This window comes from Brevundimonas sp. (assembly GCF_041648055.1).
Lineage (GTDB): Bacteria > Pseudomonadota > Alphaproteobacteria > Caulobacterales > Caulobacteraceae > Brevundimonas.
This window is the reverse complement of record NZ_JBAZPS010000004.1, coordinates 121316-146569: the sequence shown is the minus strand read 5'-3', so window position 1 is coordinate 146569 and position 25254 is coordinate 121316. Positions and strand designations below refer to the sequence as shown.

At 66.5% G+C, this 25254-nt stretch carries 27 protein-coding genes; 11 read left to right on the top strand and 16 right to left on the bottom strand.

The features are described from left to right. Window positions 1–424 precede the first annotated feature (424 nt). Together WC585_RS10505 and WC585_RS10500 are read left to right on the top strand one after the other, a co-directional pair. The gene (locus tag WC585_RS10505; protein ID WP_373257930.1) at window positions 425–976 is read left to right on the top strand and encodes a 5-formyltetrahydrofolate cyclo-ligase; all 552 of its coding nucleotides are present in this window, start codon (window positions 425–427) and stop codon (window positions 974–976) included. A gap of 5 nt (window positions 977–981) precedes the next feature. Further along, window positions 982–1806 carry a YmdB family metallophosphoesterase gene (locus WC585_RS10500; RefSeq protein ID WP_373257929.1) on the top strand — a complete coding sequence of 275 codons (825 nt, stop codon included), beginning with the start codon at window positions 982–984 and terminating at the stop codon, window positions 1804–1806. Between the two features lie 3 nt (window positions 1807–1809). Here the strand turns inward: WC585_RS10500 and WC585_RS10495 are convergent, their stop codons facing one another. The 3 genes from WC585_RS10495 to purL are packed head-to-tail and all read right to left on the bottom strand — an operon-like array spanning window position 1810 to window position 6101. Then, window positions 1810–3399: an alkaline phosphatase gene (locus WC585_RS10495; RefSeq protein WP_373257928.1), complete on the bottom strand. Its 1590-nt coding sequence runs from the start codon at window positions 3397–3399 to the stop codon at window positions 1810–1812. Window positions 3400–3450: 51 nt separating this feature from the next. After that, window positions 3451–3891: a DUF305 domain-containing protein gene (locus tag WC585_RS10490; RefSeq protein WP_373257927.1), complete on the bottom strand. Its 441-nt coding sequence runs from the start codon at window positions 3889–3891 to the stop codon at window positions 3451–3453. A 2-nt stretch (window positions 3892–3893) separates the two neighbouring features. After that, entirely contained in the window at window positions 3894–6101 is a 2208-nt protein-coding gene (purL, locus tag WC585_RS10485; RefSeq protein WP_373257926.1) for a phosphoribosylformylglycinamidine synthase subunit PurL, read from the bottom strand. A gap of 124 nt (window positions 6102–6225) precedes the next feature. Here purL and WC585_RS10480 point away from each other — a divergent pair, with 124 nt between their 5' ends. Then, a complete protein-coding gene (locus WC585_RS10480) occupies window positions 6226–6585 on the top strand; it encodes a SnoaL-like domain-containing protein (RefSeq protein WP_373257925.1) in 360 nt (119 codons plus the stop codon). Window positions 6586–6604: 19 nt separating this feature from the next. Here WC585_RS10480 and WC585_RS10475 read toward each other — a convergent pair whose 3' ends face one another. Continuing rightward, window positions 6605–7402 carry a hypothetical protein gene (locus WC585_RS10475; RefSeq protein WP_373257924.1) on the bottom strand — a complete coding sequence of 266 codons (798 nt, stop codon included), beginning with the start codon at window positions 7400–7402 and terminating at the stop codon, window positions 6605–6607. A gap of 126 nt (window positions 7403–7528) precedes the next feature. Between WC585_RS10475 and WC585_RS10470 the strand changes: the two genes are divergently transcribed. After that, window positions 7529–7747 carry a hypothetical protein gene (locus WC585_RS10470; protein WP_373257923.1) on the top strand — a complete coding sequence of 73 codons (219 nt, stop codon included), beginning with the start codon at window positions 7529–7531 and terminating at the stop codon, window positions 7745–7747. Between the two features lie 6 nt (window positions 7748–7753). Here WC585_RS10470 and purQ read toward each other — a convergent pair whose 3' ends face one another. Genes purQ through purC form a run of 5 tightly spaced genes read right to left on the bottom strand, consistent with a single transcriptional unit; the run spans window position 7754 to window position 10107 of the window. Then, window positions 7754–8416, bottom strand: a complete 663-nt coding sequence (purQ, locus tag WC585_RS10465) for a phosphoribosylformylglycinamidine synthase subunit PurQ (protein WP_373257922.1) — start codon at window positions 8414–8416, stop codon at window positions 7754–7756. A 40-nt stretch (window positions 8417–8456) separates the two neighbouring features. Then, window positions 8457–8936: a YbhB/YbcL family Raf kinase inhibitor-like protein gene (locus WC585_RS10460; RefSeq protein WP_373257921.1), complete on the bottom strand. Its 480-nt coding sequence runs from the start codon at window positions 8934–8936 to the stop codon at window positions 8457–8459. A 48-nt stretch (window positions 8937–8984) separates the two neighbouring features. Further along, on the bottom strand, window positions 8985–9116 hold the full coding sequence (locus WC585_RS10455) for a hypothetical protein (protein WP_373257920.1): 132 nt from the start codon (window positions 9114–9116) through the stop codon (window positions 8985–8987). Then, window positions 9113–9349 carry a phosphoribosylformylglycinamidine synthase subunit PurS gene (gene purS, locus WC585_RS10450; protein WP_373257919.1) on the bottom strand — a complete coding sequence of 79 codons (237 nt, stop codon included), beginning with the start codon at window positions 9347–9349 and terminating at the stop codon, window positions 9113–9115. The genes WC585_RS10455 and purS overlap by 4 nt, the downstream gene beginning before the upstream one ends. After that, on the bottom strand, window positions 9349–10107 hold the full coding sequence (gene purC, locus WC585_RS10445) for a phosphoribosylaminoimidazolesuccinocarboxamide synthase (protein WP_373257918.1): 759 nt from the start codon (window positions 10105–10107) through the stop codon (window positions 9349–9351). The genes purS and purC overlap by 1 nt, the downstream gene beginning before the upstream one ends. 271 nt (window positions 10108–10378) lie before the next feature. Between purC and WC585_RS10440 the strand changes: the two genes are divergently transcribed. Beyond that, complete coding sequence (locus WC585_RS10440) at window positions 10379–10702, top strand: DUF1476 domain-containing protein (RefSeq protein ID WP_292174980.1); 324 nt, start codon at window positions 10379–10381, stop codon at window positions 10700–10702. A 75-nt stretch (window positions 10703–10777) separates the two neighbouring features. On the opposite strand, the gene WC585_RS10435 is transcribed toward WC585_RS10440, so the two are convergent. The 4 genes from WC585_RS10435 to purB all read right to left on the bottom strand — a co-directional run bounded on the left by WC585_RS10435 (window position 10778) and on the right by purB (window position 14042). Then, complete coding sequence (locus WC585_RS10435; protein WP_373257917.1) at window positions 10778–11383, bottom strand: fasciclin domain-containing protein; 606 nt, start codon at window positions 11381–11383, stop codon at window positions 10778–10780. An 82-nt stretch (window positions 11384–11465) separates the two neighbouring features. Continuing rightward, entirely contained in the window at window positions 11466–12023 is a 558-nt protein-coding gene (locus WC585_RS10430; RefSeq protein ID WP_373257916.1) for a DNA-deoxyinosine glycosylase, read from the bottom strand. Beyond that, a complete protein-coding gene (locus WC585_RS10425) occupies window positions 12010–12741 on the bottom strand; it encodes a 2OG-Fe(II) oxygenase family protein (protein ID WP_373257915.1) in 732 nt (243 codons plus the stop codon). Before WC585_RS10425 ends, WC585_RS10430 begins: the two co-directional genes overlap by 14 nt. Then, the gene (gene purB, locus WC585_RS10420) at window positions 12741–14042 is read right to left on the bottom strand and encodes an adenylosuccinate lyase (protein ID WP_373257914.1); all 1302 of its coding nucleotides are present in this window, start codon (window positions 14040–14042) and stop codon (window positions 12741–12743) included. The genes WC585_RS10425 and purB overlap by 1 nt, the downstream gene beginning before the upstream one ends. 55 nt (window positions 14043–14097) lie before the next feature. On the opposite strand from purB, the gene WC585_RS10415 reads away from it, so the two are divergent. Continuing rightward, window positions 14098–14766, top strand: coding sequence for a glutathione S-transferase (locus tag WC585_RS10415; protein ID WP_373257913.1), 669 nt, complete (start codon window positions 14098–14100; stop codon window positions 14764–14766). Here the strand turns inward: WC585_RS10415 and WC585_RS10410 are convergent. From WC585_RS10410 to WC585_RS10400, 3 genes are all read right to left on the bottom strand, one after another. Then, window positions 14763–15227 (bottom strand): hypothetical protein, encoded by a 465-nt coding sequence (locus tag WC585_RS10410; protein ID WP_373257912.1) that lies wholly within the window; start codon window positions 15225–15227, stop codon window positions 14763–14765. The genes WC585_RS10415 and WC585_RS10410 overlap by 4 nt on opposite strands. Window positions 15228–15717: 490 nt before the next feature. Next, window positions 15718–17424, bottom strand: a complete 1707-nt coding sequence (locus tag WC585_RS10405) for a lytic transglycosylase domain-containing protein (RefSeq protein ID WP_373257911.1) — start codon at window positions 17422–17424, stop codon at window positions 15718–15720. A gap of 155 nt (window positions 17425–17579) precedes the next feature. Continuing rightward, entirely contained in the window at window positions 17580–18368 is a 789-nt protein-coding gene (locus WC585_RS10400; protein ID WP_373257910.1) for a uracil-DNA glycosylase family protein, read from the bottom strand. A 198-nt stretch (window positions 18369–18566) separates the two neighbouring features. Between WC585_RS10400 and WC585_RS10395 the strand changes: the two genes are divergently transcribed. From WC585_RS10395 to WC585_RS10375, 5 genes are all read left to right on the top strand, one after another. Beyond that, complete coding sequence (locus WC585_RS10395; RefSeq protein ID WP_373258021.1) at window positions 18567–20219, top strand: electron transfer flavoprotein-ubiquinone oxidoreductase; 1653 nt, start codon at window positions 18567–18569, stop codon at window positions 20217–20219. 56 nt (window positions 20220–20275) lie between these two features. Continuing rightward, on the top strand, window positions 20276–22150 hold the full coding sequence (locus tag WC585_RS10390; protein ID WP_373257908.1) for a tetratricopeptide repeat protein: 1875 nt from the start codon (window positions 20276–20278) through the stop codon (window positions 22148–22150). A gap of 4 nt (window positions 22151–22154) precedes the next feature. Then, window positions 22155–23027 (top strand): 4-(cytidine 5'-diphospho)-2-C-methyl-D-erythritol kinase, encoded by an 873-nt coding sequence (locus WC585_RS10385; RefSeq protein ID WP_373257906.1) that lies wholly within the window; start codon window positions 22155–22157, stop codon window positions 23025–23027. Window positions 23028–23061: 34 nt separating this feature from the next. Then, window positions 23062–23976, top strand: coding sequence for a hypothetical protein (locus WC585_RS10380; protein ID WP_373257905.1), 915 nt, complete (start codon window positions 23062–23064; stop codon window positions 23974–23976). 69 nt (window positions 23977–24045) lie between these two features. Then, a complete protein-coding gene (locus WC585_RS10375) occupies window positions 24046–25248 on the top strand; it encodes a glycine C-acetyltransferase (protein WP_373257903.1) in 1203 nt (400 codons plus the stop codon). The last annotated feature ends 6 nt before the right edge of the window (window positions 25249–25254 follow it).

Here is a 25254-nt window from a genome sequence, read left to right as displayed (position 1 = left end):
CGTGTTGCGCCATCGATAACGCTCTGGCGCGACGAACTGAAGACGCTTCGACGCCCTCTGGCGAAAGACCGCGCGAAGGACTATCTTGTTCAGCGGCGGGTCATGCTGTGGCTCTCGTCGAAGGCAACATATCCTCGCGGCCTTAATTCACTCGAAGGGATCTGTCCCTGTTTGACCTCGTGGGGTTGAGCACACGGAGCCCACCTGGCTACCCAGGCTCGAGAGGATTTAAACCGTCCTTCACGGCTCTTACGGCGCCGCCACCCTCTCCCTTTTCAGTGCGCTAACGCTCTCGACGCGGTCGCTCGCTGCTTGAGCGCGTTCTTTTGCGCCATCGCTCGGCTCGCGGAGCGTCGCTGCTTGAGCGCGGTGGTGTAGCGCGCTACGGCTCCTGTGCGTGATCCGCGCGGTCGAGTGTCTTCTCATGACTGACAAGCGCGAGCTTCGATCGGCGATGCGGGCCGAGCGCAAGCGGCTGGCGGGGCTGGATGCGATGGCCGCTGACCGTGCCGCGAGCCATCTTTCACAATTGCCACCATCCGATCTGGTCGCCGTCTATTGGGCTATCGGCTCTGAGTTGGGAGCCGAGCCGATCGCGCGAGTGATGGACGCCGAGCGTCGGGCCGTGTGCCTGCCCGTCGTGATTGCGCTGGATGCGCCCATGATCTTCCGCCGCTGGTCACCCGGCGATCCGCTGGAGCCGGACGCAGCGGGCGTGCCCGCACCGTTTCCGCTGGCCGAGACCGTGGTGCCTGATCTGATTCTAACACCGCTTCTGGCCTTTGATGCCTGGGGCGGTCGGTTGGGGCAGGGCGGGGGGCACTATGACCGCACCTTTGCCGCCATGCCGGATGCCATCCGGATCGGTCTGGCCTACGTGGGTCAGCAGGTCGGTATGCTGGAGCTGGAGTCACATGACATTCGGCTGCATGGCGTTCTGACCGAGGTCGGCTATACCCCGGCGCGAAAGGTCTGAGTTCAATGCGTCTGGCGTTCTTTGGTGATGTGGTCGGCAAGTCCGGGCGGGATGGTCTGAGCGATCATTTGCCGGGGCTGAAGCGCGACCTGAAACTCGACTTCGTGGTGGTGAATGCCGAGAATGCGGCGGGCGGGTTCGGCATCACCGAGAACACCGCGCGCGAGCTGTTCATGGCCGGTGCCGACTGCCTGACCCTGGGCAACCACAGCTGGGACCAGCGGGAAGCCCTGACCTATATCGTGCGCGAGCCGCGGCTGATCCGCCCGGCCAACTATCCGCGCCTGATGGATGCGCCAGGGGCCGGGGCCAATCTGTTCGAGACCCACAGCGGCAAGACGGTGCTGGTCATGAATGTGCTGGGCCGCATCCACATGGACCCGATGGACTGCCCGTTCAGCGCGGTGGAAAAAGAACTGGCCGCCTGCCCGATGGGCATGGCCGCCGACGCCATCATCGTGGACATGCATTGTGAGGCGACCAGCGAAAAGATGGCCATGGGCCACTTCTGCGACGGCCGCGCCAGCCTGGTGGTCGGCACCCATACCCATGTGCCGACGGCTGATGCCCAGATCCTGCCCGGCGGCACGGCCTATCAGACCGACGCCGGCGGCTGCTGCGACTATGACAGCGTCATCGGCAACGAGAAGGAAGAGCCCCTGAGGCGCTTCACCACGCGCATTTCCGGCGGACGCTACACGCCAGCGCATGGTCCGGCGACCATCTGCGGCGTCTATGTCGAGACCGACGACAAGACCGGCCTGGCGACACGGATCGAGCCGATCCGGGTGGGTGGGCGATTGAGCCAGGCCGTGCCGCTGGTCGCCTGACGATCAGGCGGCCACCACCCTTGCATCGCCGCTGGCCACCGCAAACTTGGCGCGAGTCGTCAGCCTGCCGGTCTTGTCCGACACCTTGTCCAGTACCTTGAACTCGGTCTGCCAGCGTTCGGGGGTTATGTCGCAGACGACATAGCCGCGCTGGGCGTTGTTGAACTTCAGGAAGGGGTTGTCGGCCAGATAGCGGCGGCCATCAGCGCGCTGGTCCTGGCCGTCGCCGGACGAACTGATCGAGGTGGTGACGAACTCCGAGGCGATCGGGGCACCCTCCGGATTGCGGCTGTCGCGGTACAGTTCGCCGGCATAGTTCTGGTGCTCGTCGCCGGTCAGGATGACGGTATTGTTGATCCGGCGCTCACGCAGACGATCCAGCAGCCGCTGGCGCGGGATGGCGTAACCGGCCCAGGTGTCCAGGTTGTAGCCGGGCTCTGGCCCCTCCTTGCGGTCCAGGTCCATGACCATGATCTGCTGGGCCAGCACCTTCCAGTGCGCCTGGGTGCGGTCCAGGTTGCGATACAGCCACTGCTCCTGCGCCTCGCCCATGACCTGGGCTGCCGGGTCACGCACCGCATCGCAGGTCGAGGCCCAGGTGCCGTCGCACGGGATGGCGGTCCTGAACTGGCGCGTGTCGAGAAAGTTCAGGTCCAGCAGATTGCCCCAGGTCGCGTGGCGGTAAAGCTGAATCGCCGCGCCCGTCGGGAAGGACGAACGCCGCAGCGGCATGTTCTCGTAATAGGCCTGGGCGGCCGCCTGACGGCGCAGGTTGAACACCTCGGGAGGGGTGCCGTCCTGATCCAGGGCGGCGGTCCAGTTGTTGTCGGTCTCGTGGTCGTCCCAGGTGCAGAACCAGGAGGTGGCGGCGTGGCTGGCCTGCAGGTCGGTATCCAGTTTGTACTGGGCATAGCGGCGGCGGTAGTCGTCCAGCGAGTAGATTTCGCCGCCCAGATGCTGGCGGGGATTGTCCATCGTGCCGCCGGAGCCGGTGTAGGTGCGGTTGCCGCGCCCCTCGTAGATGTAGTCGCCGTAGCAGAAGACGAAATCCAGGTTCTCGTCCGCGATCTTGCGGTGGGCGGTGTAGAATCCCTGCTCATAGGCTTGGCAGCCGACGATGCCGAAGCGGGCCTGTGCGACCTGAGCGCCCGCCGCCGGGGCCGTCTTCGCCCGACCCGAAGGCGAGCGTTCGCGCCCGGCCGTAAAGCGATAGAAATAGTCACGACCGGGCTCCAGTCCCCCGACCTCGACGTGAACGGAGTGAGCCAGTTCGGGGCGTGCAACCGCCTCGCCGCTGCGGACAACGGTGTTGAAGCCACGGTCGGAGGCGACTTCCCAGTTCACCAGCATGGGCTGGCTGGGCATGCCATGGCCGATCTCCAGCGGGCGGGGGGCCAGACGGGTCCAGATGACGAAGCCGTCCGGCAGCGGATCGCCCGAGGCGATGCCCAGCTGGAACGGATATTCGGCGAACACCGGCCCGGCCATGCGCCGGGTGTTTTCCTGGGCCAGCGCACCGCCACTGACCAGGGCACCACCGGCGCCGAGGCTGAGCAACAGGCCGCGACGGGACAGAGAATCGATCGGACGCATGGGCGCACTCCAGGCTGAAGTTGTGCACCTAGCCCGGAAATGTGACGGTCCTTACTGGGCCGGTCGCCAAGCCTTCATCTCCGCGATCTCGCGGGTCTGGGCGTCGATGACGGCCAGGGCCATACGGCGGATCTCGGGGTCCTGGCTTTCGCGCAGGGCCACCTGGGCCATGGCGACGGCCCCCTCGTGGTGGGCGATCATCTTGGCGATATAGGCCTGATCCACCGTCTCACCCGAAGCCTCGGCCATCAGGCGGTGCATCTCGGTTTCGGAGGCGGCGAAGGCCTGGTTGCCGGGTGTCGCAGCAGGGCCGTGGCCCATGGCGGCATGATCGACCGGGGCGGGTCCCGAGACTTCACCATCGACGACGGTCGCCGCTTGACGCTCGGACGAGGCGTCGCGCAGGGCCTGCTGGACCGGATCGCCGCCGCCTTCGCAGGCGGCCAGCGCCAGAGCCAGAAGGGACAGGGCGGAGATGGCGTACGGGCGCATGATCAACCTTCGATCCAGTTTGGCATCCAGCTTTCGTGCATTTCGCGCAGGTGGTCCAGCGGCAGGCGGAACAGGTCGCCGCCCTTGCCGGTCGAGGCGAAGTCGGTACCACGGGCCCGGCCGACGACGGAGGCGTGCAGTCCTGCCTCCTGCGCCCTGGCGATCAGGCTGACCGGGTCGGTGACGGCGACCAGATAGCGGGCCTGGTCCTCGCCAAACAGCAGGAAGTGGGCGTGGTCGTGGCTGGAGGCGTCCAGCTCGACGCCGCAGTCGCTGGCCAGGGCGATGTCCGCCGCCGCGCCGATCAAGCCGCCATCGGACAGGTCGTGAACACAGGTCAGGTCTCCGCCCTCGATCAGGCCGCGCACGAAGTCGCCCGTCTTGCGTTCCAGCGTCAGATCAACCGGCGGCGGTGCGCCTTCTTCGCGGCCCAGCACTTCCCGCAGATAGATGGACGAGCCCAGCTCTCCATGCGTCTCGCCGATCAGCACCAGCACATCGCCCTCGGCCATCGTGCCGAAGCCAGTGACGACGTCGTAGTTGCTCAGCAGGCCCACGGCCCCGACGGTCGGGGTCGGCGGAATGGCGACGCCATTGGTCTCGTTGTAGAGCGACACGTTTCCGCTCACGACCGGGAAGTCCAGCACGCGGCAGGCCTCGGCCATGCCGTCGATGGCGCGGACGATCTGGCCCATGATTTCGGGGCGCTGCGGATTGCCGAAGTTCAGATTGTCGGTGATGGCGATCGGGCGGCTGCCGACCGCGGTCAGGTTGCGCCAGGCTTCGGCCACCGCCTGTTTGCCACCTTCATAGGGGTCGGCCTGAACATAGCGCGGCGTGCAGTCGGAGGTGACGGCCAGACCCTTGTCCGTGCCATGCACGCGCACCACGCCCGCATCGGCCGCCGTGGCGGAATCGTGCAGGGTGTCGGCCATGACGTGGCGGTCGTACTGTTCCCAGATCCAGCGCTTGGAAGCCATGTCGGGGCAGGCCACCACCTTGATCACCGCATCGACCCAGCTGTCGGGCGCGGGCACCTCGGCGTGAGTCAGGCGGGGCTGAAGCTCCGGCTGGACCCAAGGGCGGTCATAGAGCGGCGCATCGTCGAACAGCGGGGCCAGCGGCACATCGCAAACGGTCTCGCCATGATGCTTCAGGACCAGGCGACCCGTGTCGGTCGTCTGGCCGATGACGGCGGCGTCCAGGCCCCATTTCTTGAAGATGCGGTGGCCGTCTTCCTCGCGGCCCGGCTTCAGGACCGCCAGCATCCGCTCCTGGCTTTCCGACAGCATCATCTCATAGGCCGTCATGCCCTCCTCGCGCTGGGGCACGGCGTCCATGTTCAGCTCGATGCCGACGCCGCCCTTGCCGGCCATTTCGACGGAGGAGCTGGTCAGACCCGCCGCCCCCATGTCCTGAATGGCGGCGACAGCTCCCGAGGCCATCAGCTCCAGCGTCGCCTCGATGAGCAGCTTCTCTGCGAAGGGATCGCCGACCTGCACCGTGGGGCGTTTGCTGTCCGACTCATCATCGAATTCGGCCGAGGACATCGTCGCGCCGTGAATGCCGTCGCGGCCGGTCTTGGAGCCGAAATAGACCACGGACAGGCCCGGGGCGGGCGCGGCCGAATAGAACAGGCTGTCGGCCTTGGCCAGGCCGACGCACATGGCGTTGACCAGGATGTTGCCGTTGTAGCCGCTGTGGAAATTGGTCTCGCCCGCCACGGTCGGCACGCCGACGCAGTTGCCATAGCCGCCGATGCCGGAGACGACGCCCTTGACCAGCCGCTTCGTCTTCTCGTGCGACGGATCGCCGAAGCGCAGGGCGTTCAGCAGGGCCACGGGGCGCGCCCCCATGGTGAAGACGTCACGCATGATTCCGCCCACGCCCGTCGCCGCGCCCTGATAGGGTTCGATGAAGCTGGGGTGGTTGTGGCTTTCCATCTTGAAGATGCAGGCGTCGCCGTCGTCGATGTCGATAACCCCCGCGTTTTCGCCTGGCCCACAGATGACGCGCGGCCCGGTGGTCGGGAACTTGCCCAGATGGACCTTGGACGATTTGTAGGAGCAGTGCTCGGACCACATGACCGAGAAGACGCCCAGCTCCACATGGTTGGGCTCACGCCCCAGCCGGTCGAGGACGACCTGGTATTCGTTGGGAGCCAGGCCGTATTCGGCGGCGAGTTCGGCGGTCGTCTTGGATGCGCTCATGGAGCGGGCTTCTAGCGTGGCTTGGCCGCTCGCGCCACTGGGACGAGGGCCGATGTCACGCACGCGTCATGGCAGCGTCAACACCGGGGCGTAGCCTGAGTTCATCACAACGAGCGAGAGTGTCATGGATACCGCAGCCATTGCCCGTGAATTTACCGACATGTGCGCCGCCGGGGACTTTGCCGAGGCGGGCGAAGCGTTCTGGGCCGATGACGTTGTCAGCCTGGAGCCCATGCCCGGTGATATGGCCCGTGTCGAAGGCCGCGACGCCGTGGCTCGCAAAGGCGAATGGTGGTTCGAGAACAACGAGGTCCACAGTTTCGAAGTCGAGGGCCCCTTCGTTTTCGAGAACCAGTTCGCCGTGCGATTCTCCATGGATGTGACGCCCAGCGAGGGTGAGCGCACCATGATGGACGAGGTTGCCCTCTATACAGTCCGTGATGGCAAGATCGTCGAGGAACGCTTCCTGTACGGCACCGAATAGAGAAGCTGCGGGTGTGCCATCAGATGGTGGCACGCTCCACGCCCGACTTCAGACGGAAGGCCAGCAGTACCGCGCCGATCAACACAACGACGCCCGCGGCCAATGCGATCATCGCCAGCGGCATGTTGCGCTCCTGCTCGGCCACGAAGGCCCCCAGCAGGCCCCAGGCGATGGGCAGGGAATAGGCGATGGTGCGCACGCGCCACGTCACCAGCAGTGCGACAGCGACCACAACAGCGATGGCCAGGATGGCCCAGACTGTCGGTGACAGCATGGTCGGCAGGTCGCCGTTGCCGGTCGCCACGGTGATCAGGTTCAAGGGGGCTGCCACGGTCAGCCAGCCCGCCAGCAGGCTGAGCGGCCAGACGGTCATCCAGCGGTCGCGGTCGGCGCGCGACAGGGCGCGGATGGCATGGGCACCGGTCAGCATCGGAATCAGCAGCGCGATCAAAGAGCCGAAGATCAGGACGATGGTTGCCAGCTCCCAGTCGAATGCCGCCGCCACAATCCACCAGCCGATGCCCAGGAAGGCCAGGACAGAGGGCCAGCCGAAGCGGTTGATCATTTCGCTCTCACCCGTCTGGGGCAGGGCCTGGCGGATCGCATAGACCAGCAGCCCGGCGTAGATCACGCCCCAGATGGCGAAGGCATAGCCCGCGACCTTCAGCGTCGTGTCGCTGTCGGCCGCGAACTCCTGCGCCGTCTGACCCCAGCCCATGAACATCTGCACCTGGGAAATGGCGATGGCGAAGACGACCGTCGCCAGCACGATCAGGCGGCGGGTCATCTGGGACGAGCTGGGACGAAGGATGGACATGGGCGCGCTCCGGCGGAGATATCGACGTGCCGCCAATACGCACGGGAACGGCAAAGGTTCACCCCCCGCGCATGCGGAACCGCCCTGTACGCCAGCGGTTAAGGCTGGACACTCAGGAGAACGACCATGGCCGACGAAAAACCCGTCTTCGAAACCGACGAAGTCTCCGCCACCCGAGGCCGCGAACAGGGCCTGGGCATTGGTGCCCGCGAACTGGCCGCCCAGCGGGACGCCGGCGACGTCCAGTCACGCGACGACGAGGACGCGATCACCGAAGCCAATGACGCGGACTACGAAGAGACGGTCCATCCTGCCGGCAATAACGCAAACGGCAAACCGGACTGATCCCGCCTAGGCCGCATCCATGATGCTGCGGAACAGGGTCGCGCCGTCGGCGGAGCCAAGCTCCTCCTCGAAGGCGCGATCCGGGTGTGGCATCATGCCCAGCACATTGCCCCGCGCGTTCTGGAGGCCGGCGATGTCGGCCATTGAGCCATTGGGATTGTCGACATAGCGGAAGACGACCTGGCCCTCGCCCTCGATGCGGGCCAGGGTTTCCGGCTCGGCGAAGTAGTTTCCGTCACCGTTGCCCTGGGTCATGATGACTTCGCGCCGGCCCTGATAGCCAGCAGTGAAGCGGGTCTGGCCGTTGGCGACCGTCAGACTGATCGGCTTGCACACGTATTTCAGCCCGCTGTTGCGTAGCAGGGCACCCGGCAGCATCCCGGCCTCGCACAGGATCTGGAAACCGTTGCAGATGCCCAGCACCGCGACGCCGTCATCCGCCGCCTTCTTCACCGCCTGCATGACCGGCGACTGGGCCGCCATGGCTCCGCAGCGCAGATAGTCTCCGTAGGAAAAGCCGCCCGGCAGGACGATCAGGTCGAGGCCAGACGGCAACTCCGTATCCTGATGCCAGACCATGTCCACGCGCTCGCCTGTGGAGCGTTCGATGGCGACCTTGCAGTCGCGATCACAGTTGGACCCGGGGAAGACGATGACGGCTGCGCTCATGGCGCGGGCGTTTAGCAGGCTTCGCGCGCCCTGTCAGGTGTCAGCCCTTGTTCTCGTAAGTCGCCGTGATCGAGGCCTTCGCCAGGGTGTGGAAATGCAGGTTGAAGCCGAACACCGCGCCGGAATCGTCGGCGGTCACATCCAGCGAGTCCGTGTCGACGGCGAACACCGTGAAGATGTAGCGGTGCGGACCATGACCGGCGGGCGGAGCGGCCCCGCCGAAACCGGCCTGACCGAAGTCGGTGCGGCCCTGAATCGCCCGCATGGGCAGGTGGCCGCCGGATGAGCCCGCGCCGGTCTCCAACTCGGTCACATCCGCCGGAATATTGGCGACCGTCCAGTGCCAGAAGCCCGAGCCGGTCGGCGCGTCGGGGTCATAGACGGTGATGGCGTAGCTTTTCGTGCCCTCAGGCGCACCGGACCAAGTCAGATGCGGCGAGGTATTGCCCTTGGCCTGAACCTGAGCATCTGGCAGCAGGCCGCCGTCAGTGATGTCGTTGGAGGTCAGGGTGAAGGTCATGAGGGCCTCGCGTAAATGTTGGGAACGAACACTAACGCACCAACGCCCTCAGTGTGCCGCATCCTTGGCCTGCTGGGTGAAGGCACGGTCGTCCATCAGCCCACCTGCCAGCGCCCCGGCGAAGATCAGGCACCCGGCCAGTACAAACAGAGCCACCAGAAGTTTGACCCCGCGCTTCACGCCACCTCGATGCGGTAGCTTTCGATGACGGTGTTGGCGAGCAGTTGCTCGCACATCTTCTTGGCCTCGGCGGCGGGATCGTCGACGCCGTCCAGGTCGAACTCGATCAGCTTGCCGACGCGGGCTCCGGACACGCCGGTCCAGCCCAGGCCGTGCAGGGCCCCTTCGACGGCCTTGCCCTGAACGTCCAGCACGCCGGGCTTCAGGAAGATGTGTGCTTTCACCTTGGCCATCAGTGCAGTCCCCCCTGAATCACGGTCGGCATGTCCTTCATGATCCCCAGGCGGCGCGCCACCTCGGTATAACTTTCGATCACACCGCCCAGATCGCGGCGGAAGCGGTCCTTGTCCAGCTTCTCACCCGTCGTGGTGTCCCACAGGCGGCAGCTGTCGGGGCTGATCTCGTCGGCCAGGATGACGCGGCTGAAGTCGTTTTCCCAGATCCGGCCGAACTCGATCTTGAAGTCCACCAGGGTGATGCCGACGGCCCCGAACATGCCCGACAGATAATCGTTCACGCGCACGGTCGTCGCCAGGATGTCATCCAGTTCCTGGGTCGAGGCCCAGTTGAAGGCGGTGATATGCTCTTCAGTGACCATCGGGTCGTTGAGCTCGTCCTTCTTGAGATAGAATTCGATGATCGAGCGGGGCAGGGGCGTGCCCTCGTCGATGCCCAGTCGCTTGCTCATCGAGCCGGCCACGACGTTGCGGCAGACGACCTCCAGCGGGATGATCTCGACCTCGCGGATCAGCTGCTCGCGCAGGTTCAGCCGCTTGATGAAGTGGTTGGTGACGCCGATGCCGTTCAGGCGGCTCATCACGAACTCGCTGATGCGGTTGTTGATGACGCCCTTGCCCTCAAGCTGAGCCTTCTTCTCGCCGTTGAAGGCGGTGGCGTCGTCCTTGAAATACTGGATCAGGGTGCCGGGCTCGGGTCCCTCGTACAGGATCTTGGCCTTGCCTTCGTAGATCTTCTTGCGCTTGACGTTCATTCACCGGGTCCGACGGGGCCTGCCTTAAACGAAAATCGCGCGGCCAGAACCATCGTCTGGGCGGCGCGATCCGGAATCGGCGGGCGGGGATTTGACGCGGGCACCTTTAGCGGAACCCCGGTCCCGATACAAACGCGTCCGCGACGACACGTCCGCCTGTCATCCGTGCGCCTGCATCCGGTTCCGGTTGCGTTCGCAAGCGGGGCGGCTATAGACCACCTCGAATGCGGTCCGAGCTCTGAGGATCGCCTGCCGGAGCCTGACGACCCCCATGACGACCTTCGACGATCGCGAAAAGGGCTTTGAAGCCAAATATGCTCTGGACGCCGAGCAGGAGTTCAAGGCCGTCGCCCGTCGCAACAAGCTGCTGGGTCTCTGGGCCGCAGAGAAAATGGGCCTCAGCGCCGACAGCGCGGATCAATATGCCAGTGCTGTGGTGAAGGCCGACTTCGAACAGCCGGGCGAAGAAGACGTCTTCCGCAAGATCGCCCAGGACCTGGAAGGCTCGGGCATCGCCGTCACTGAGGGCGAAGTGCGCCGCAAGATGGACGAGCTGTCGTCGGTCGCCCGCGAGCAGATCCGCAGCGGCGAATAGGCCGACATCGCAGACATGAAAAAAGGGCCGCTCCGTTGCCGGAGCGGCCCTTTCTGCTGTCCGGGGAGGACGCGGTTAGTTCGGCATCACGACCGTGTCGATGGCGTGGATCACGCCGTTGGTCGCGGCCACGTCGGCCTGGACGACGCGCGAGGTGCCGCCGTTTTCGTCCGTCAGGGTGACGGAGCCGTCAGCACCGGCACGGGCGGTCAGAGTGCCGCCTTCAACGGTGGTCAGGGTGGCGGAGCCGCCACCGGCCGTGATCTGCTCGGTCAGGGCTGCGGCCGTCACGTTACCGGGGACGACGTGATAGGTCAGGATCTTGGTCAGATCCGCCTTGCCGGCCGGCGACATCAGGGTTTCACGCGTGGCGGCCGGAACCTTCTCGAACGCCGCGTTGGTCGGCGCGAACACGGTGAAGGGGCCGGCACCATTCAGGGTTTCGACCAGTTCAGCGGACTGGACGGCGCTGACCAGGGTGCTGAAGTCGCTGTTGCCCTGGGCGGTGGCGACGATGGTGCCCGTGGCTGCGGCCGGGGCCATGCTGTCAGTGGCGGGGGCCATCGCGCCTTCGGCCGACATGGCGTCGGTGGCCGGTTCGGCGGATTCGGGGCTGTTGCAGGCGGCGAGGCCGAGAACGGCCATCGAGGCTACGGTCAAGGTAATCATGCGGGTATTCATGGGCTTCTCTCCTGATCGGCCGCTCTCATAATGGCGGCGTCGGGTAAGAGACGAACCAGCGATCAAAAGGATGCGCGATCGATCACGTTTTCGGGTGCGACATGTGATCACGTGCGGCGTGGGGCATTCGCACATACGGGCTGAGAACGGCCCAGCGTTCCGCCTTCCAGGCCAGCGTCCGCGCCATCGCCGGACTGGATGACGGTAGGGTCAGGCGGACGATCTGCCCCACCTCCGGCCCCAGCACCCGCGCGCCCTCACGTGCCGCCTTGCCGCCATTGAAGGCGATGGCTTTGAGCTGGGGCAGGGCCGCGACCAGACCGTTGAGATCAGCGTGGACAGGTAGGCGGATGGCGGTGTCCAGACTGCCGATTCGCTCCGCCTCGGCGATCACGTCCCACAGGCCAATGCCGTGAGCCTTCAGGATACTCAGCCGTTCCCCATAGGGCTGGCCAGCGAGATCTGGATGGCCGATCACCCCTCCGATCAGACGCCAGAAGCCGTTCTGCGGGTGCGCATAATACTGTCCGGCCTTCAGCGACGCCTCGCCCGGCAGGCTGCCCAGGATCAGCAGGCGGGTGTTCGCATCGACGACGGGATCGAAGGCACGCTTGCGGGCCGACGCCTCAGCGCCCGGCATTTCTCAGCCAGCCAACGACGGACAGGCGCGGCGCTTGCGCATAGGCCGCGACCGGCGCGACCGAATGATACTGCGGCACCGAAAACAGCGTCAGAGTGTTCCAGCGCGGGGCGTGGCCACGGATCACATCGCCCGCCGCATCGTGGAACAGCAACTGCCCGCCCCAGTCGGCCCGCCAGGATCGGGTGAGGCCCAGCGTATAGGCGACCAAGCGGTCGCTGGCCTCGGACCCCACATCGTTGTGCAGGCCGATGAAGTCGCCGGGGCGGTAGCGGGTCAGCTGACCGTCGGCCTTGACGATGTCGGCCCGTCCCGTGATCGCGATGCCCAGCTGCACGAAGGCGTCGTTCAGGAACTCGGTGATGGCGTGCACCGGATGGCCCGGATCGCGCCGTGTCAGATAGGCCGTGATCAGGGGATAGGTCAGGTACAGAAAGCCGTATCCCGTGCCCGCCAGCGTCATCATTCCGCGCAGTTGTTGCTGAAGGGCGGCGTCGCCCTGGGCCACGACCTGCTGGCGGGTCAGGACGGCCGGTCGGCCATCCTCGCCCTGAAAGGCCAGATCCCAGTCGATGCCGGTCTCCAGCATCTTTGCCAGATACTCCGCCGTCTCGCCCTCGAACACATCCGCGACCTGGACCCAGCCGTCACGGCGATAAGCCTCCGCTGCCGCCGCGACATCCAGCTTGGGATTGAGACGGATCGGCGGGTTCGCCATCAGCCCGCGCCGAAGACCCGGTTAAAGACGGTGTCGACGTGTTTGGTGTGGTAGCCGACGTCGAACAGGGCCTCCAGTTGCTCGGTCGGCAGGGTCACCCGGGCGTCGGCCTTCAGGAAGTCCAGGAACCGGCCCTCGCCGCGCCAGACCTTCATGGCGTTCTCCTGAACCGACGCATAGGCGTCCTCGCGGCTCACGCCCGCCTGGGTCAGGGCCAGCATGACCCGCTGCGAGTGAACCAGCCCGCCCAGCAGGTCGAGATTCTTCTGCATGTTCTCGGGATAGACATTCAGCCGCTCGACCACATTGGCCAGGCGATGCAGGGCGAAATCCAGGTGGATGGTCGCGTCCGGCCCGATGCCGCGCTCGACCGAGGAGTGGCTGATGTCCCGCTCGTGCCACAGGGCGACGTTCTCCATGGCGGGCGTCACGGCCGAGCGGACCAGACGCGCCAGGCCGGTCAGGTTCTCGGTCAGGATCGGGTTGCGCTTGTGCGGCATGGCCGACGAGCCCTTCTGGCCCTTGTCGAAGAACTCCTCGGCTTCCAGGACTTCGGTGCGTTGCAGGTGGCGTATCTCGATGGCCAGCCGCTCGACCGAACTGGCCACGACGCCCAGCGCCGCAAAGAAGGCGGCGTGACGGTCACGCGGGATGACCTGGGTCGAGACGGGCTCGACCGCCAGGCCCATCTGATCGGCCACATATTGCTCCACCGCCGGATCGACATTGGCGAAGGTGCCGACCGCGCCGGAGATGGCGCAGGTGGCGATCTCTTCTTTCGCGGTGATCAGGCGGCGCTTCGCCCGCTGGAACTCGGCGTGATAGCCGGCCAGTTTCAGGCCGAAGGTCACCGGCTCGGCATGGATGCCGTGGCTGCGGCCGACGCAGGGGGTGAACTTGTGCTCCTTGGCGCGGGTCTCCAGCGCCGCCAGCACCCGCTCGACACCCTCGATCAGCAGGTCCGACGACCGTGCCAGCTGCACGGCGAAACAGGTGTCCAGCACGTCCGACGACGTCATGCCCTGGTGCAGGAACCGCGCCTCTTCGCCCACGATTTCCGACACATGGGTCAGGAAGGCGATGACGTCATGTTTGGTCGTGCGCTCGATCTCGTCGATGCGGTCGGCGTCAAAAGTGACATCCTTGCCCCTGGCCCAGATGGCCTCGGCCGCACTCGCCGGGATGGTGCCCAGCTGCGCCATCTTCGTGGCGGCATGGGCCTCGATCTCGAACCAGATCCGGTATTTGGTCTCTTGCGACCAGATGGCGACGGCGGCGGGGCGGGAATAGCGCGTGATCATGGGGGCGTCTAAAGGCTGTCGGCAGCAAGCCTGTCAAGGAATCGAGGAGCGAACCATGGAACTGATCGTCGGAAACATCGCCTTTTCCACCTGGTCGCTGCGGCCCTGGCTGGTGCTGAAGCGGTGCGGGGCCGAGTTCACAGTGCGCGAGGTGGCGCTGTATGGCCCCGGCTATCGCGAGGCGCTGGACCGGGTGTCGCCGTCGGGCAAGGTGCCGCTGCTGGTCGTGGACGGCGAGACGATCTGGGATTCCATGGCCATCAGCGTCTGGTGCGCCGAGCGCTATCCGGAGGCGAAGCTGTGGCCCGCAGACGCCCACGCCCGCTGGCTGGCGCGGTCTGTTGCGTGCGAGATGCATTCGTCCTTCATGGCCCTGCGCAGCGAATGCGGCATGGGGCCGGACGCGGCGGGCGTGATCCACACCATGGTCGGCCCCGACCGGGCCCCGGCCCCGATGAGCGAGGCGGTCGCCGCCGACGTGGGCCGACTGGTCGAGATCTTCCGCACCATGCGCGCCCGCTTCGGCCAGGGCGGGCCATACCTATTCGGCGAATGGTCCATCCCCGACGCCTTCTTCACCCCGGTGGCGACGCGGTTCCGCCACTACCAGATCGACCTGGCCGCGCATGGGGATGACGGGACGGCGGCCGAATACTGCGAGACGCTGCTGGCCCAGCCGGACTTTTTGGAGTGGAGCGGGCTGGGCGGGGCGGAGGCGAGTTAAGAACTCACCACGGCATTTGCACGAGCTGTCTCGAGACGAGCCTGAAGCTCAGCTACGATCTGTTTTAGTGAGGCTTTAAACGGTGGGGTCAGGTTGACATCAAAACCTGTGAAGCCTCGCTGGTAGCTCACACTCGCAGCTTCTCGTTTGGCCGGAACAAGATTTACGCCCAAGTAGAGGTGCGACGGCGGTGCCGGCCCGATCACGGCGCGGGCAGCCGGTTGGTCCCAGCCGTCAAAAGCCTTGGATCTCCCGATCCCGATCTCCTCAATCTCGGCCCAGCTGTAAAAGCGAACGGTAAACCACTGCCTCCAGCTTATTCCATGGTCGTCCGCAGTCAGCTCGATCGGCATGACGCCGCAGATAAACGCCAGAAGACCTCCCAGGCCGGTGACGCCGATCCTATGATTGTCAGCAAGCTCGCCCTTAGCAGGTCCCCGTAGCTCAGCGCAGCCGAGCATGTGCTGATGGCCAATGCGGCGGCACCAGCGAAGGCTAGGCCGAGCATACGCCCTTTCAGCCGAAGCGGCGGTCGCGTCGCTGATTGCGAAAAGAGTTCGGTTTGAGCAGCCATGCTTCGTGGCCCCTTCATGGCTTGTCGATCTTGAAGATTGGCGAGCGTAGCGGACTGATCGTACTGCCCGCTAGGGCAGTGGCCATCACTGCTTTCACCGCAATGACGAGGAGGTTTAGGGGCGTCCCTGAGCCGGTCAACGAGTGTGCGTGCTCAACGGCCCCCAAGCTAAACATTAACCGCGCCGACAAACTTGGCCTTAAGAGGGTCACGCTAGGCTGGCACCTTCGCAACGCTTCCGCGTTCAGGTGTCATCATGACCGTCCCCGTGCCTCAGCCCGCCGCCCGTCGCCCCAGCCTGATGGTCTATGGGCTGTTGATCGTGGTGGCCTGCTGCCTGCCGGCGCTTCTGCTGGCGAGCGTGATCTAGAACCGGCTTACTGGCTGCCCGCAGGCACCTGGGCCTGGGCATAGTCGACCGGCTGGGCCGACATCGGCGGCGGGGCTACATAGTCCAGGCTGAGCGGCACCAGCGACGCGCCCGAGGCCACGGCGTCCAGCGTATTCAACGGCCGCCCGTTCATGCGCTGATAGATCCAGTAGGCGGCGACGACCTTTTCGACATATTCGCGGGCCTGGGGCACGTCGATCGTCTCGATCAGCAGCAGGGGATCGGCATTGGGCCCCAGCTTGCGCACCGCCGCCACCATCGGCCCTGGCCCGGCATTGTAGGAGGCTGTGGCGCGCAGCAGGTCGCCGTTGATCGCCGGCATGGCCAGAACCTTGTTCACATAGGCCTGACCCAGTTGGGCGTTCAGATTGGGATCGAACAGCCGGTCTGGGCTGCTGATCAGGCCCCGGTCGCCCGACAGTTCCGCCGCCGTCGCGGGCATGACCTGCATCAGGCCGTAAGCCCCGACCGCCGAACGGGCGCGGGCGTTGAAGTCGGTTTCCTTGCGCGCGATCGCATAGACCAGCGAGCGTTCGATGGTGAAGCCACCGGCGGGCTCGATCACCGGCTGGGGGAAACGGTCGGCATTGATGCGGCGGGCCTCGTCGTCGCGGCCACCCAGACGCGGACCCATCATCCGGCCCAGGGCGCTCCACATCCGGCGGCCGCGCTCGGTGATCGCACCGCGAAGGCCGGTGCGCAGTTCCTCGCGCGCCTCGGAGCCCCGCCCGACCTCGAGCCAGGCGAGGGTGCGCCGCGCCTGGGCGTCCTCGCGCAGGAAGGCCTCCATCTCGGCATTGTCGATGTCGGAGGTGTCGTCGCCGGTCCAGGAGGCCTGACGCACGCTGGCGACGGCGGAGTAGGGGACCGGGCCCATGTTTTCGATCGCCGGTTCCTCGCCCAGCTGGCGCAGGGCGATCTGGCCATAGAAGGTGGCGGGCCACTGGGCGGCGCGGCGCAGATTGGGCTGGATGCGGTTCTGGCGACCGGCCATGCCCGCCGATTTGGCGGCCCAGAAGGCGGCCCCGGCGCGAACCCAGGCATCTTCGGTCGGATCGTCATAGACGCGCTCGAACGCCTCGATGGCGGGGCCATAGTCGCCCAGCCGATACTGGGCCAGGCCGACCGTCCACCAGTCGCCGATCTGGCCACCCAAGGAGATCGCGCCTTGCAGGTCGTCGCGGTTCAGGGCGACGCGGGCGGCGCGGGCCGGATCGGCCTCGCGGTTACCACCGGCGGCGATCAGACTGGTCCAGGTGCGGGCCACGCTGGCCGGGCGGCGCGGCTCGGGCGCACCGTCGGGGCGGCGCTGCATCGCCAGATTATAGACCCGATCTGCCGTGGACAGGTCGGAGTATTGCTCCAGCCAGGCGGCCAGTTCGTCATAGGTGGCGACGTGGTCGCGATGGAAAAGGCTTTCAAACTCGACCTGGCCCAGCAGGACGCGGTCCTGGGCCTGACGGGCGGAGGCGCGGGCGGCATCGATGTCGCCGCGTCGCAGGGCATCGAAGGCGGTGGTGTAGCTGAGACGGTCAGCCTGGCTGAGGGCTGAGGGGCGGCGGTCCTGGCCTTCACCTTCGACGACAGCCTCGTACGGGACTTCGGTGGCATGGACGTGCGCCAGTCCGGTCAGGGCCGACAGCGCGATGGCGAGCGTCGGCGCAAGACAGGCGCGGCGGAAATCTACTGGCACAGGCGGCCCCCCTGGGAGCAGCGTCCGACCCGTCTCTAAACAGGTTCAGCGCACGCTATTCGTTCGGTCGTCAGGCCTGAGGACACTCGCCCTCACGCCACATGTCAATCTGTTACGAGAATCGGGCGGTTTTGAGTCGCCTGTGAGGCGAACCGTCAGTTCGCCGCGTCGAGACGCCCCGCCAGCGCCAGCATGTCGGCCCAGGCCATAGCCTTGGCCTGCGGCTGTTTCAGCAAAAAGGCCGGGTTCAGTGTGACCAGTGCCGGGGCCGACACCGCGCCCTCATGCAGCCGCCAGTCCTGCCAGGTGCCGCGCAGGCCCATCACATTGCCCGTGGCGCCCAGCACCGCCCGCGCCGGGGCCGCGCCTAGCAACAGCACTGCGCGAGGCTTCAGGATTTCCAGCGCGCGCTCCAGAAACGGCAGGCAGGCGGCCTGTTCCTCGGGGGCCGGAGCCCGGTCGCCCGGTGGTCGCCAGAAGACGCTGTTCATCTTCCATGTTTGATCCGCCAGTCCCGATTCGATCAGCATGCGGTCGAACATCCGCCCCGCTCGCCCGGCGAAGACCTCGCCCGAACTGTCCTCCGCCTCGCCCGGTGCATTGCCGATGACCAGCAGGCTGGCGTTGTCCGGCCCCGATCCGACCACGGCCCGCCGCGCGCCCTGACGTTTCAGCCCACAGCCGTCGAAGGTGGCGGCGACGGCGACCAGGGCGTCCAGTGTCATGGCCTCGGCGGCCAGGGCCCGGGCCTGCTGGGCGCACTCGGCGCTGTCGGGCGCAGCCACGACCGCCGAGGTGGCCTTCAGCACCGCCTTGCGGGCAGGCGGCAGCTCGACATGGGTCCGGTCGACCGGGGCGTCCTCATAGCAGCCGTCCACCCCCGCATCGCGCCAGAAGGCGAGCAAGCTTTCGGTCGCGGCAATGTCCAGGGCGGCAGGAGTCATGGGCTCGCAGATAGCGATAGTCCTTGACCACCCTTGCGTCACCTTCCGATAAGCGGAAAACGACAAGACCATACTGACCACGAGGAAATCCCCATGGCCGAAGACGTGATCGAAGGCGGTGCCACCAATGCCTGGCAGGACGCGATCATCGACAAACTGCCCGCCAATGAGGCCCTGACCGGCGTCGAGCGCGAGGTCATGGAGTATGACGTCGTCATCGTCGGCGGCGGCCCCGCCGGCCTGTCCGCCGCTATCCGCCTGAAGCAGCGGGCGGAAAAGGATGGCAAGGAGATCAGTGTCGCCGTTCTGGAGAAGTCGGCCGAGATCGGCGGGCACATTCTGTCGGGCGCGGTCATCGATCCCAAGGCGCTGAACGAGCTGTTCCCCGACTGGAAGGCGCGCGGCGCGCCGCTGGAGACGCCCGTTACCGAGGACCGCTTCATGGTGTTGGGCCCGGCAGGTCAGGCCTCGCTGCCGATGATGATGCTGCCGCCGATGATGCACAATGACGGCTGCTACATCGCCTCGCTGGGCAATGTATCCCGCTGGCTGGGCGAACAGGCTGAGGCGCTGGGCGTCGAGGTCTATCCCGGCATGGCCGCCAGTCATGTCGTCTGGGATGAACCCTCAGGACGTGTGAAGGGCGTTGTCGCGGGTGTCTTCGGCATCGACCGCGAGGGCAAGCCGACCGATGACTTCCAGCCCGGCATCGAACTGCATGGCAAATATGTCTTCATCGCCGAGGGCGTGCGCGGCTCCCTGGCCAAGACCATCATGGCCCGCCACAACCTGTGCGACACTGCCGAGCCCCAGAAGTTCGGCATCGGCCTGAAGGAGCTGTGGCAGGTGCCCGCCGAGAAGCACCGCCCGGGCCTGGCCCAGCACACCACCGGCTGGCCGCTGGACGAGTTCACCGGCGGCGGCAGCTTCATGTACCATTTCGGCGACCGCTATGTGGCCATCGGCTATGTGGTGCACCTGAACTACAAGAACCCGTTCCTGTCGCCGTTCGACGAGTTCCAGCGCTTCAAGCATCACCCGGCCATCGCCGAGCATCTGGAGGGCGGGACGCGCATCTCCTACGGCGCGCGGGCTATCACCGAGGGCGGCTTCCAGTCGGTGCCCAAGCTGTCGTTCCCGGGCGGTGCCCTGATCGGCTGCTCCGCCGGCTTCGTGAACGTGCCCCGCATCAAGGGCAGCCACAATGCGATGAAGTCCGGCATGCTGGCCGCCGACGCCGCCTATGACGCGGTTCAGGCCGGGCGCGAGGGCGATCAGCTGGTCGAGTACCAGGCCGCCTATGAGAAGAGCTGGGTTTACAAGGAGCTGAAGGCGGTCCGTAACGCCAAGCCCTATCTGACCAAGTTTGGCACCACCCTGGGCGGGGCGTTGGGCGTGGCCGAGATGTGGTTCACCGGCCTGACCGGGATCGCCGTGCCCTGGACGATGAAGCACAAGAAGACCGACGCCGCCTCGACCGAACTGGCCTCGAAGCACAAGCCGATCGCCTATCCCAAGCCGGACGGGAAGCTGTCGTTCGACAAGCTGTCGTCGGTCTTTATTTCCAACACCAACCATGCCGAGGAACAGCCCGCGCATCTGAAGCTGCTGGACCCGTCCGTGCCGATCCGGGTGAACCTGCCCAAATACGGCGAGCCGGCGCGGCTGTATTGCCCGGCGGGCGTCTACGAGGTCGTCTATGGCGACGAGGCGGCCAAGACCGATCCGCGTTTCGTCATCAACGCCCAGAACTGCGTCCACTGCAAAACCTGCGACATCAAGGACCCGTCCCAGAACATCGTCTGGACGACGCCCGAGGGCGGCGGCGGCCCCAACTATCCGAATATGTGACGCCGTCGGGATCGCGGGCCTTGCCATTGCCGCATAAGCCGGGAAGGGTCGGGCCCATGATCCTGACCCCGCTTCGCCTGCTCTCGACCGGTTGCGCCTTGGTGGCCCTGATGGTGGCCGCGCCGTCCCTGGCCCAGGATGTCCCGGCGTCCCAAGTGCCGGACGCTGGCGTGCCGACACAGGCCGAGCCCGCTGTCCTGCCGCCTGCCATCGTGGTCGAGGCCCCGCCTATCGACCGGACCGCAGAGCCGGAGGCACCCGCCATTCCCGCGGTCTGGTCGCCGATACCTGAAACGGCCGACGGTCAGTCGGCCTACGGCCTCTACTTGTCGGGGCGTCTGGCCAGTTTTCGCGGCGATCGCACGACGGGGGCTGCCTTGCTGGCGCAGGCCCAGTCGCTGGTGCCCGAACAGCCCGTCCTGGCCGACGAGGCCTTCCGCGAGGGGCTGTTTGCCGGCGATCTGGATGAGGTCGCCCGCCTGACGCCGCTGGTCAGCCAGACCCCGCAACTGGCCGAAGCGGGGCGCTTCACGGATGTGGTTCAGTCGCTGCAGCGCGGAGACGCCCAGCGTGCTCAGGCCATCATCCAGCAGGGCGGGTTCTCCGACTTCTTCGGCGTCGGCGTGCGCTTTCTGACACCGATCGTCGCGGCGGGCGCGGGAGACTGGCTGACGGCCCTGTCCCCCGCTGTCGTTGCGCCGCAAGACCCGTCCGCCTTCATCCTTCGCCTGAACCGCGCCCAGTTGCTGGAGCGCCGCAGGCAGTTCGATGCAGCAGAGGTCGAATACAAGGCGTTGCTGGAGACACCGATCGGGACGCGGTTCGCCGCCGAGGCCTACGGCGCTTTTCTGGAGCGTCGCCGCCGCAAGGACGAAGCCATCGTCGTCTATGACGCCGCCCTGGCCGCCGGACCTGCAGATCCGGCAATCGTCGCCGCCCGTACACGCGCTTCCGGCCGGGGACGCGCGCCCGCCCTGGCCAGCCTTAACGACCTTGCGGCTGATGCCCTGAACTTCATCGCGGGCGGAGCCAGACAGGCCGAGGCCAGCGACCTGGCCATCATCTATCTGAGGCTGGCGCAAAGTTTGCGCCCGGACAATCTGACCGCTTATGAACTGGGCGAGGCCCTGGCCAAGGCGGAGCGCGAACTGCCCGCGCGTGAGGCTTTCGGCTCCGTGACCACCGCCGATCCGCTGATCTATGCCGAGGCGCAGTACAGCATCGGCGAGAGCTTCGTCCGCGACGAGATGCCCGATCAGGCGCTGACGGCTTTCCGCCGCGCCGACGCAGCCGCCCCGGACCAGCCCCGCATGGCCCTGGCGCTGTCGGGCCAGTTGCTGGGCATGGGCTTCACCGAGGAGGCGCTGGGTGTCCTCAATCGTCCCACGATCAATACAGCGGACCAGCACCCCCTGATCCACTTCCAGCGCGGGGCGGCGCTGGAACGTCTGGGCCGTCTGGATGAGGCGGAAACCGAGCTCTGGACGGCGCTTCAGGCCGCCCCGGACAATGCCACCATCCTGAACTTCCTCGGCTATATGTGGGTCGACACCGGTCGCCGGGTCGAGGAGGGGGCCGAGATGCTGGCCCGCGCCCATGCCGCCGCGCCCGAGGACGGCAATATCCAGGACTCCCTCGGCTGGGCCCAGTACCGGCAAGGGCAGTACGAGACAGCGGTTACGACCCTGCAGGAAGCCGTCGAAAAGGAGCCGGGAAACGCCGAGATCAACGACCACCTGGGCGACGCCTACTGGCAGGTCGGTCGCCAGCGCGAGGCCCAGTGGCAGTGGACGCGCGTCCTGACCCTGGATCCCGACGCCGAGCGCCGAGCCGAGGTTGAGCGCAAGCTGGTCGAGGGGCTGACGGAGCCGGCCCTGACGCCCGGTACAGCACCGGCACCCGCAGAGGCCATCGTCGTCGGTGGCGGCTGAGCCTATGCCGCCGCTGACGGCGATCGCGCCCGCCAAGATCAATTTGTTTCTGCACGTCGGGCCGGTGGACGGCGAGGGCTATCACCCTCTGACCAGCCTGGTGGCCTTTGCCGCTGTCGGCGACATTGTCTCGGTCGAGCGATCGGACCGGCTGTCGCTGACCGTCGGTGGTCCGTTCGGGACTGGTCTGGCCAATGATCCGGACAATCTGATCCTGCGTGCGCTGCGTGCCCTGGGCGAAGCGACAGGGATCGGCGAGCCGCCGCTTTACGTCCATCTCGAAAAGCGCCTGCCCATCGCGGCAGGTCTCGGCGGCGGGTCGTCGGATGCGGGGGCGGCACTGAAGCTGGCGCGCAACCTTCTGGGACTGGACCTTGACGATGCTGTCTTGGGCGACATCGCCAGGGTCGTCGGCGCGGACGGCCCCATGTGCCTGCATGCCCGCACGGCCTGGGCCGAGGGGCGGGGCGAGGTCCTGACGTTCGAGCCCAACCTGCCGCCTCTGCATGCCCTGCTGGTCAACCCCGGCGTGCCGTCGCCGACGGGCGCGGTTTACCGGGCCTACGATGCCGAGCCGCGGGCTCTGGAGCCGCGGCCGACGCCGCCTGCGGACTGGAGCTCCGCCGGTGTGATCGACTGGCTGGCAGGCCAGCGCAATGATTTGCAGGCCCCGGCCATCGCGCTCCAGCCCGCCATCGGGACGGCCATGCAGTCCGTCGCCGCGCTACCGGCTGTCCGCCTGACCCGGATGTCGGGATCGGGGGCCACGGTTTTCGCCCTGTTCGACAGACGCGAGGCGGCCGAGGCTGCGGCGCGCCAACTGGCGAGCGAACAGCCCGAATGGTGGATCACACCGACGACGCTGGCTGCCCCTTAACCGTCGGCAAACCCGCGTGCGTTAGGGTCCAGGCATGAACAGCCTGACCCCCGCCTGGATCGCCGCCTTCGAGGCCGTGCTGAACAAAGTCCCGGCGGAGGATCGCGCCCGGATCGCCGCTCTTGCCCCCGCCGCCGCAGAGGCCGCAGCCGACAGCGCCCCGCACTGGGATTTCGACCAGCCGGGGCATCGCGCGGAGGCGGCCCTGTCCGGCACCTTTGGTCCCGCAGTGACCGACGACCACCGCCGCGCCCTGATCGCGCACTGGGCACTGGAGATGCCGGGCCGGATCGCCACCGCCGATCTGCCTCAGGCGTCGCTGGAGCTCTATCCGGAATGGATCGGGCGGTTGGCCGACTTCCTGACAGCCGCGGCCGATCCCTACGACCGCGACTTCTGGGCCAAGGACGTGCGCATCTCGCTGGTGCTGTCGGTGCCGGGCGCGCGCACCCAGATGATCGACCTGTCCTCGCCCATGGGGCCGGGCCAGGTGTTGCGCCATGCGCGCGAGGGCTGGGGCTGGTCGGTTATCCCTTCGTACATCGCCGCCCAGAGTTGGAAGCCCTGGCTGGAGGTCCACACCGAAAGCCGCGAACTGTCCGACTTCAACGAGGCGGGCTGGGATCGCGCCTGGGCGACGGCCGCCGAAATCTGCAAGCGCCGCCCGCAGATGGCGGGCATGTTGGGCTCGTCCTGGTTCTACGACCCGCCGCTGGAGCAGATCAGCCCGCGCCTGGCCTATCTACGGGTCAATCCGCTGAAGCATGGGGCCTTTCTGCTGCATCAGGGACCGGGCGAGATACATACCCAGCGGGCTGCGACCAGTTCGCCCACCCGCGCTGCCCTGATCGAGAAGGGCGAATACACCGCCCGCTCCTGGATCGTCGCCTGGCCCCGTGCGGCCTTGATCCGCTGGGCGGACAGCCGCGCGGCAGTGCCCGCCGGCTGACCCGGTTTCACGACTGGCGGCGACAGGCCGGGCTTTAAACACCCGGCGAAAACGTCTAGCGACAGCGGCATGACCCAAGCCACCAATGCGGCCTTCTACGACCGCGTCTCCGCCGAGCTTTCCGACATAGAGGCGCAGGGCCTGACCAAGCCCGAGCGCGTCATCGCCTCACGCCAGGGCCCTGTCATCAAGGTCGGCGGACGCGACGTCCTGAACTTCTGCGCCAACAACTATCTGGGTCTTGCGGGCGACGAGCGCGTCACCCAGGCCGGTATCAGGGCCCAGGAAAAATGGGGTGCGGGCACCGCCTCGGTCCGCTTCATCTGCGGCACGCTGGAAATCCACAAGGAGCTGGAGCGGGCCACCGCCGACTATCTCGGCTTCGAGGACACTATCCTGTTCGCCGCCGCCTTCGACGCCAATGGCGGCATCTTCGAGCCGCTGTTCGGGGCCGAGGACGCCATCGTCTCGGACGCGCTGAACCACGCCTCGATTATCGACGGGGTGCGGCTGTGCAAGGCCAAACGCTACCGTTTCGCCACCTCCGACATGGACGATCTGGAGGCCCAGCTGAAACAGGCCCGGGCCGACGGCGCGCGCAATATCGTCATCGCTACCGACGGTGCGTTTTCGATGGACGGCTATATCGCCAAGCTGAAGGACATCCGCGCCCTGGCGGACAGGTACGACGCCCTGATCATGGTCGATGATTGTCACGCCACGGGCTTCCTCGGTCCGCAAGGGCGCGGCTCCTATGCCTATCACGGGGTCGAGATCGACTTTCTCACCGGCACCTTCGGCAAGGCGCTGGGCGGGGCGATGGGGGGCTTTATCTGTGCCAAGGCCAATGTCGTGGCCCTGCTGAAACAGCGGGCGCGGCCATACCTGTTCTCCAATGCGCTGAGCCCCGCCGTCTGCGGCTCCTCGCTGGAAGCCATCCGCATCGCCGCCGGGTCGGAAGGCGACGCCTTGCGTACGCAGCTGATGGCCAATGCCGCCCGTTATCGGGCCGCGATGACCGAGGCCGGTTTCACGCTGCAACCCGGCGAGCATCCGATCATCCCGGTCATGCTGGGCGACGCCAAACTGGCGCAGGACATGGCGGCCCGGCTGCTGGAGCTGGGCGTCTATGTGATCGGCTTCTCGTTCCCGGTGGTCCCGCGCGGCCAGGCCCGCATCCGCACGCAGATGTCGGCGGCGCATACCTTTGAACAGATCGATCAGGTGGTCGCGGCATTCACGACGGCCGGTAAAGAACTGGGAGTAATCTGATGACCG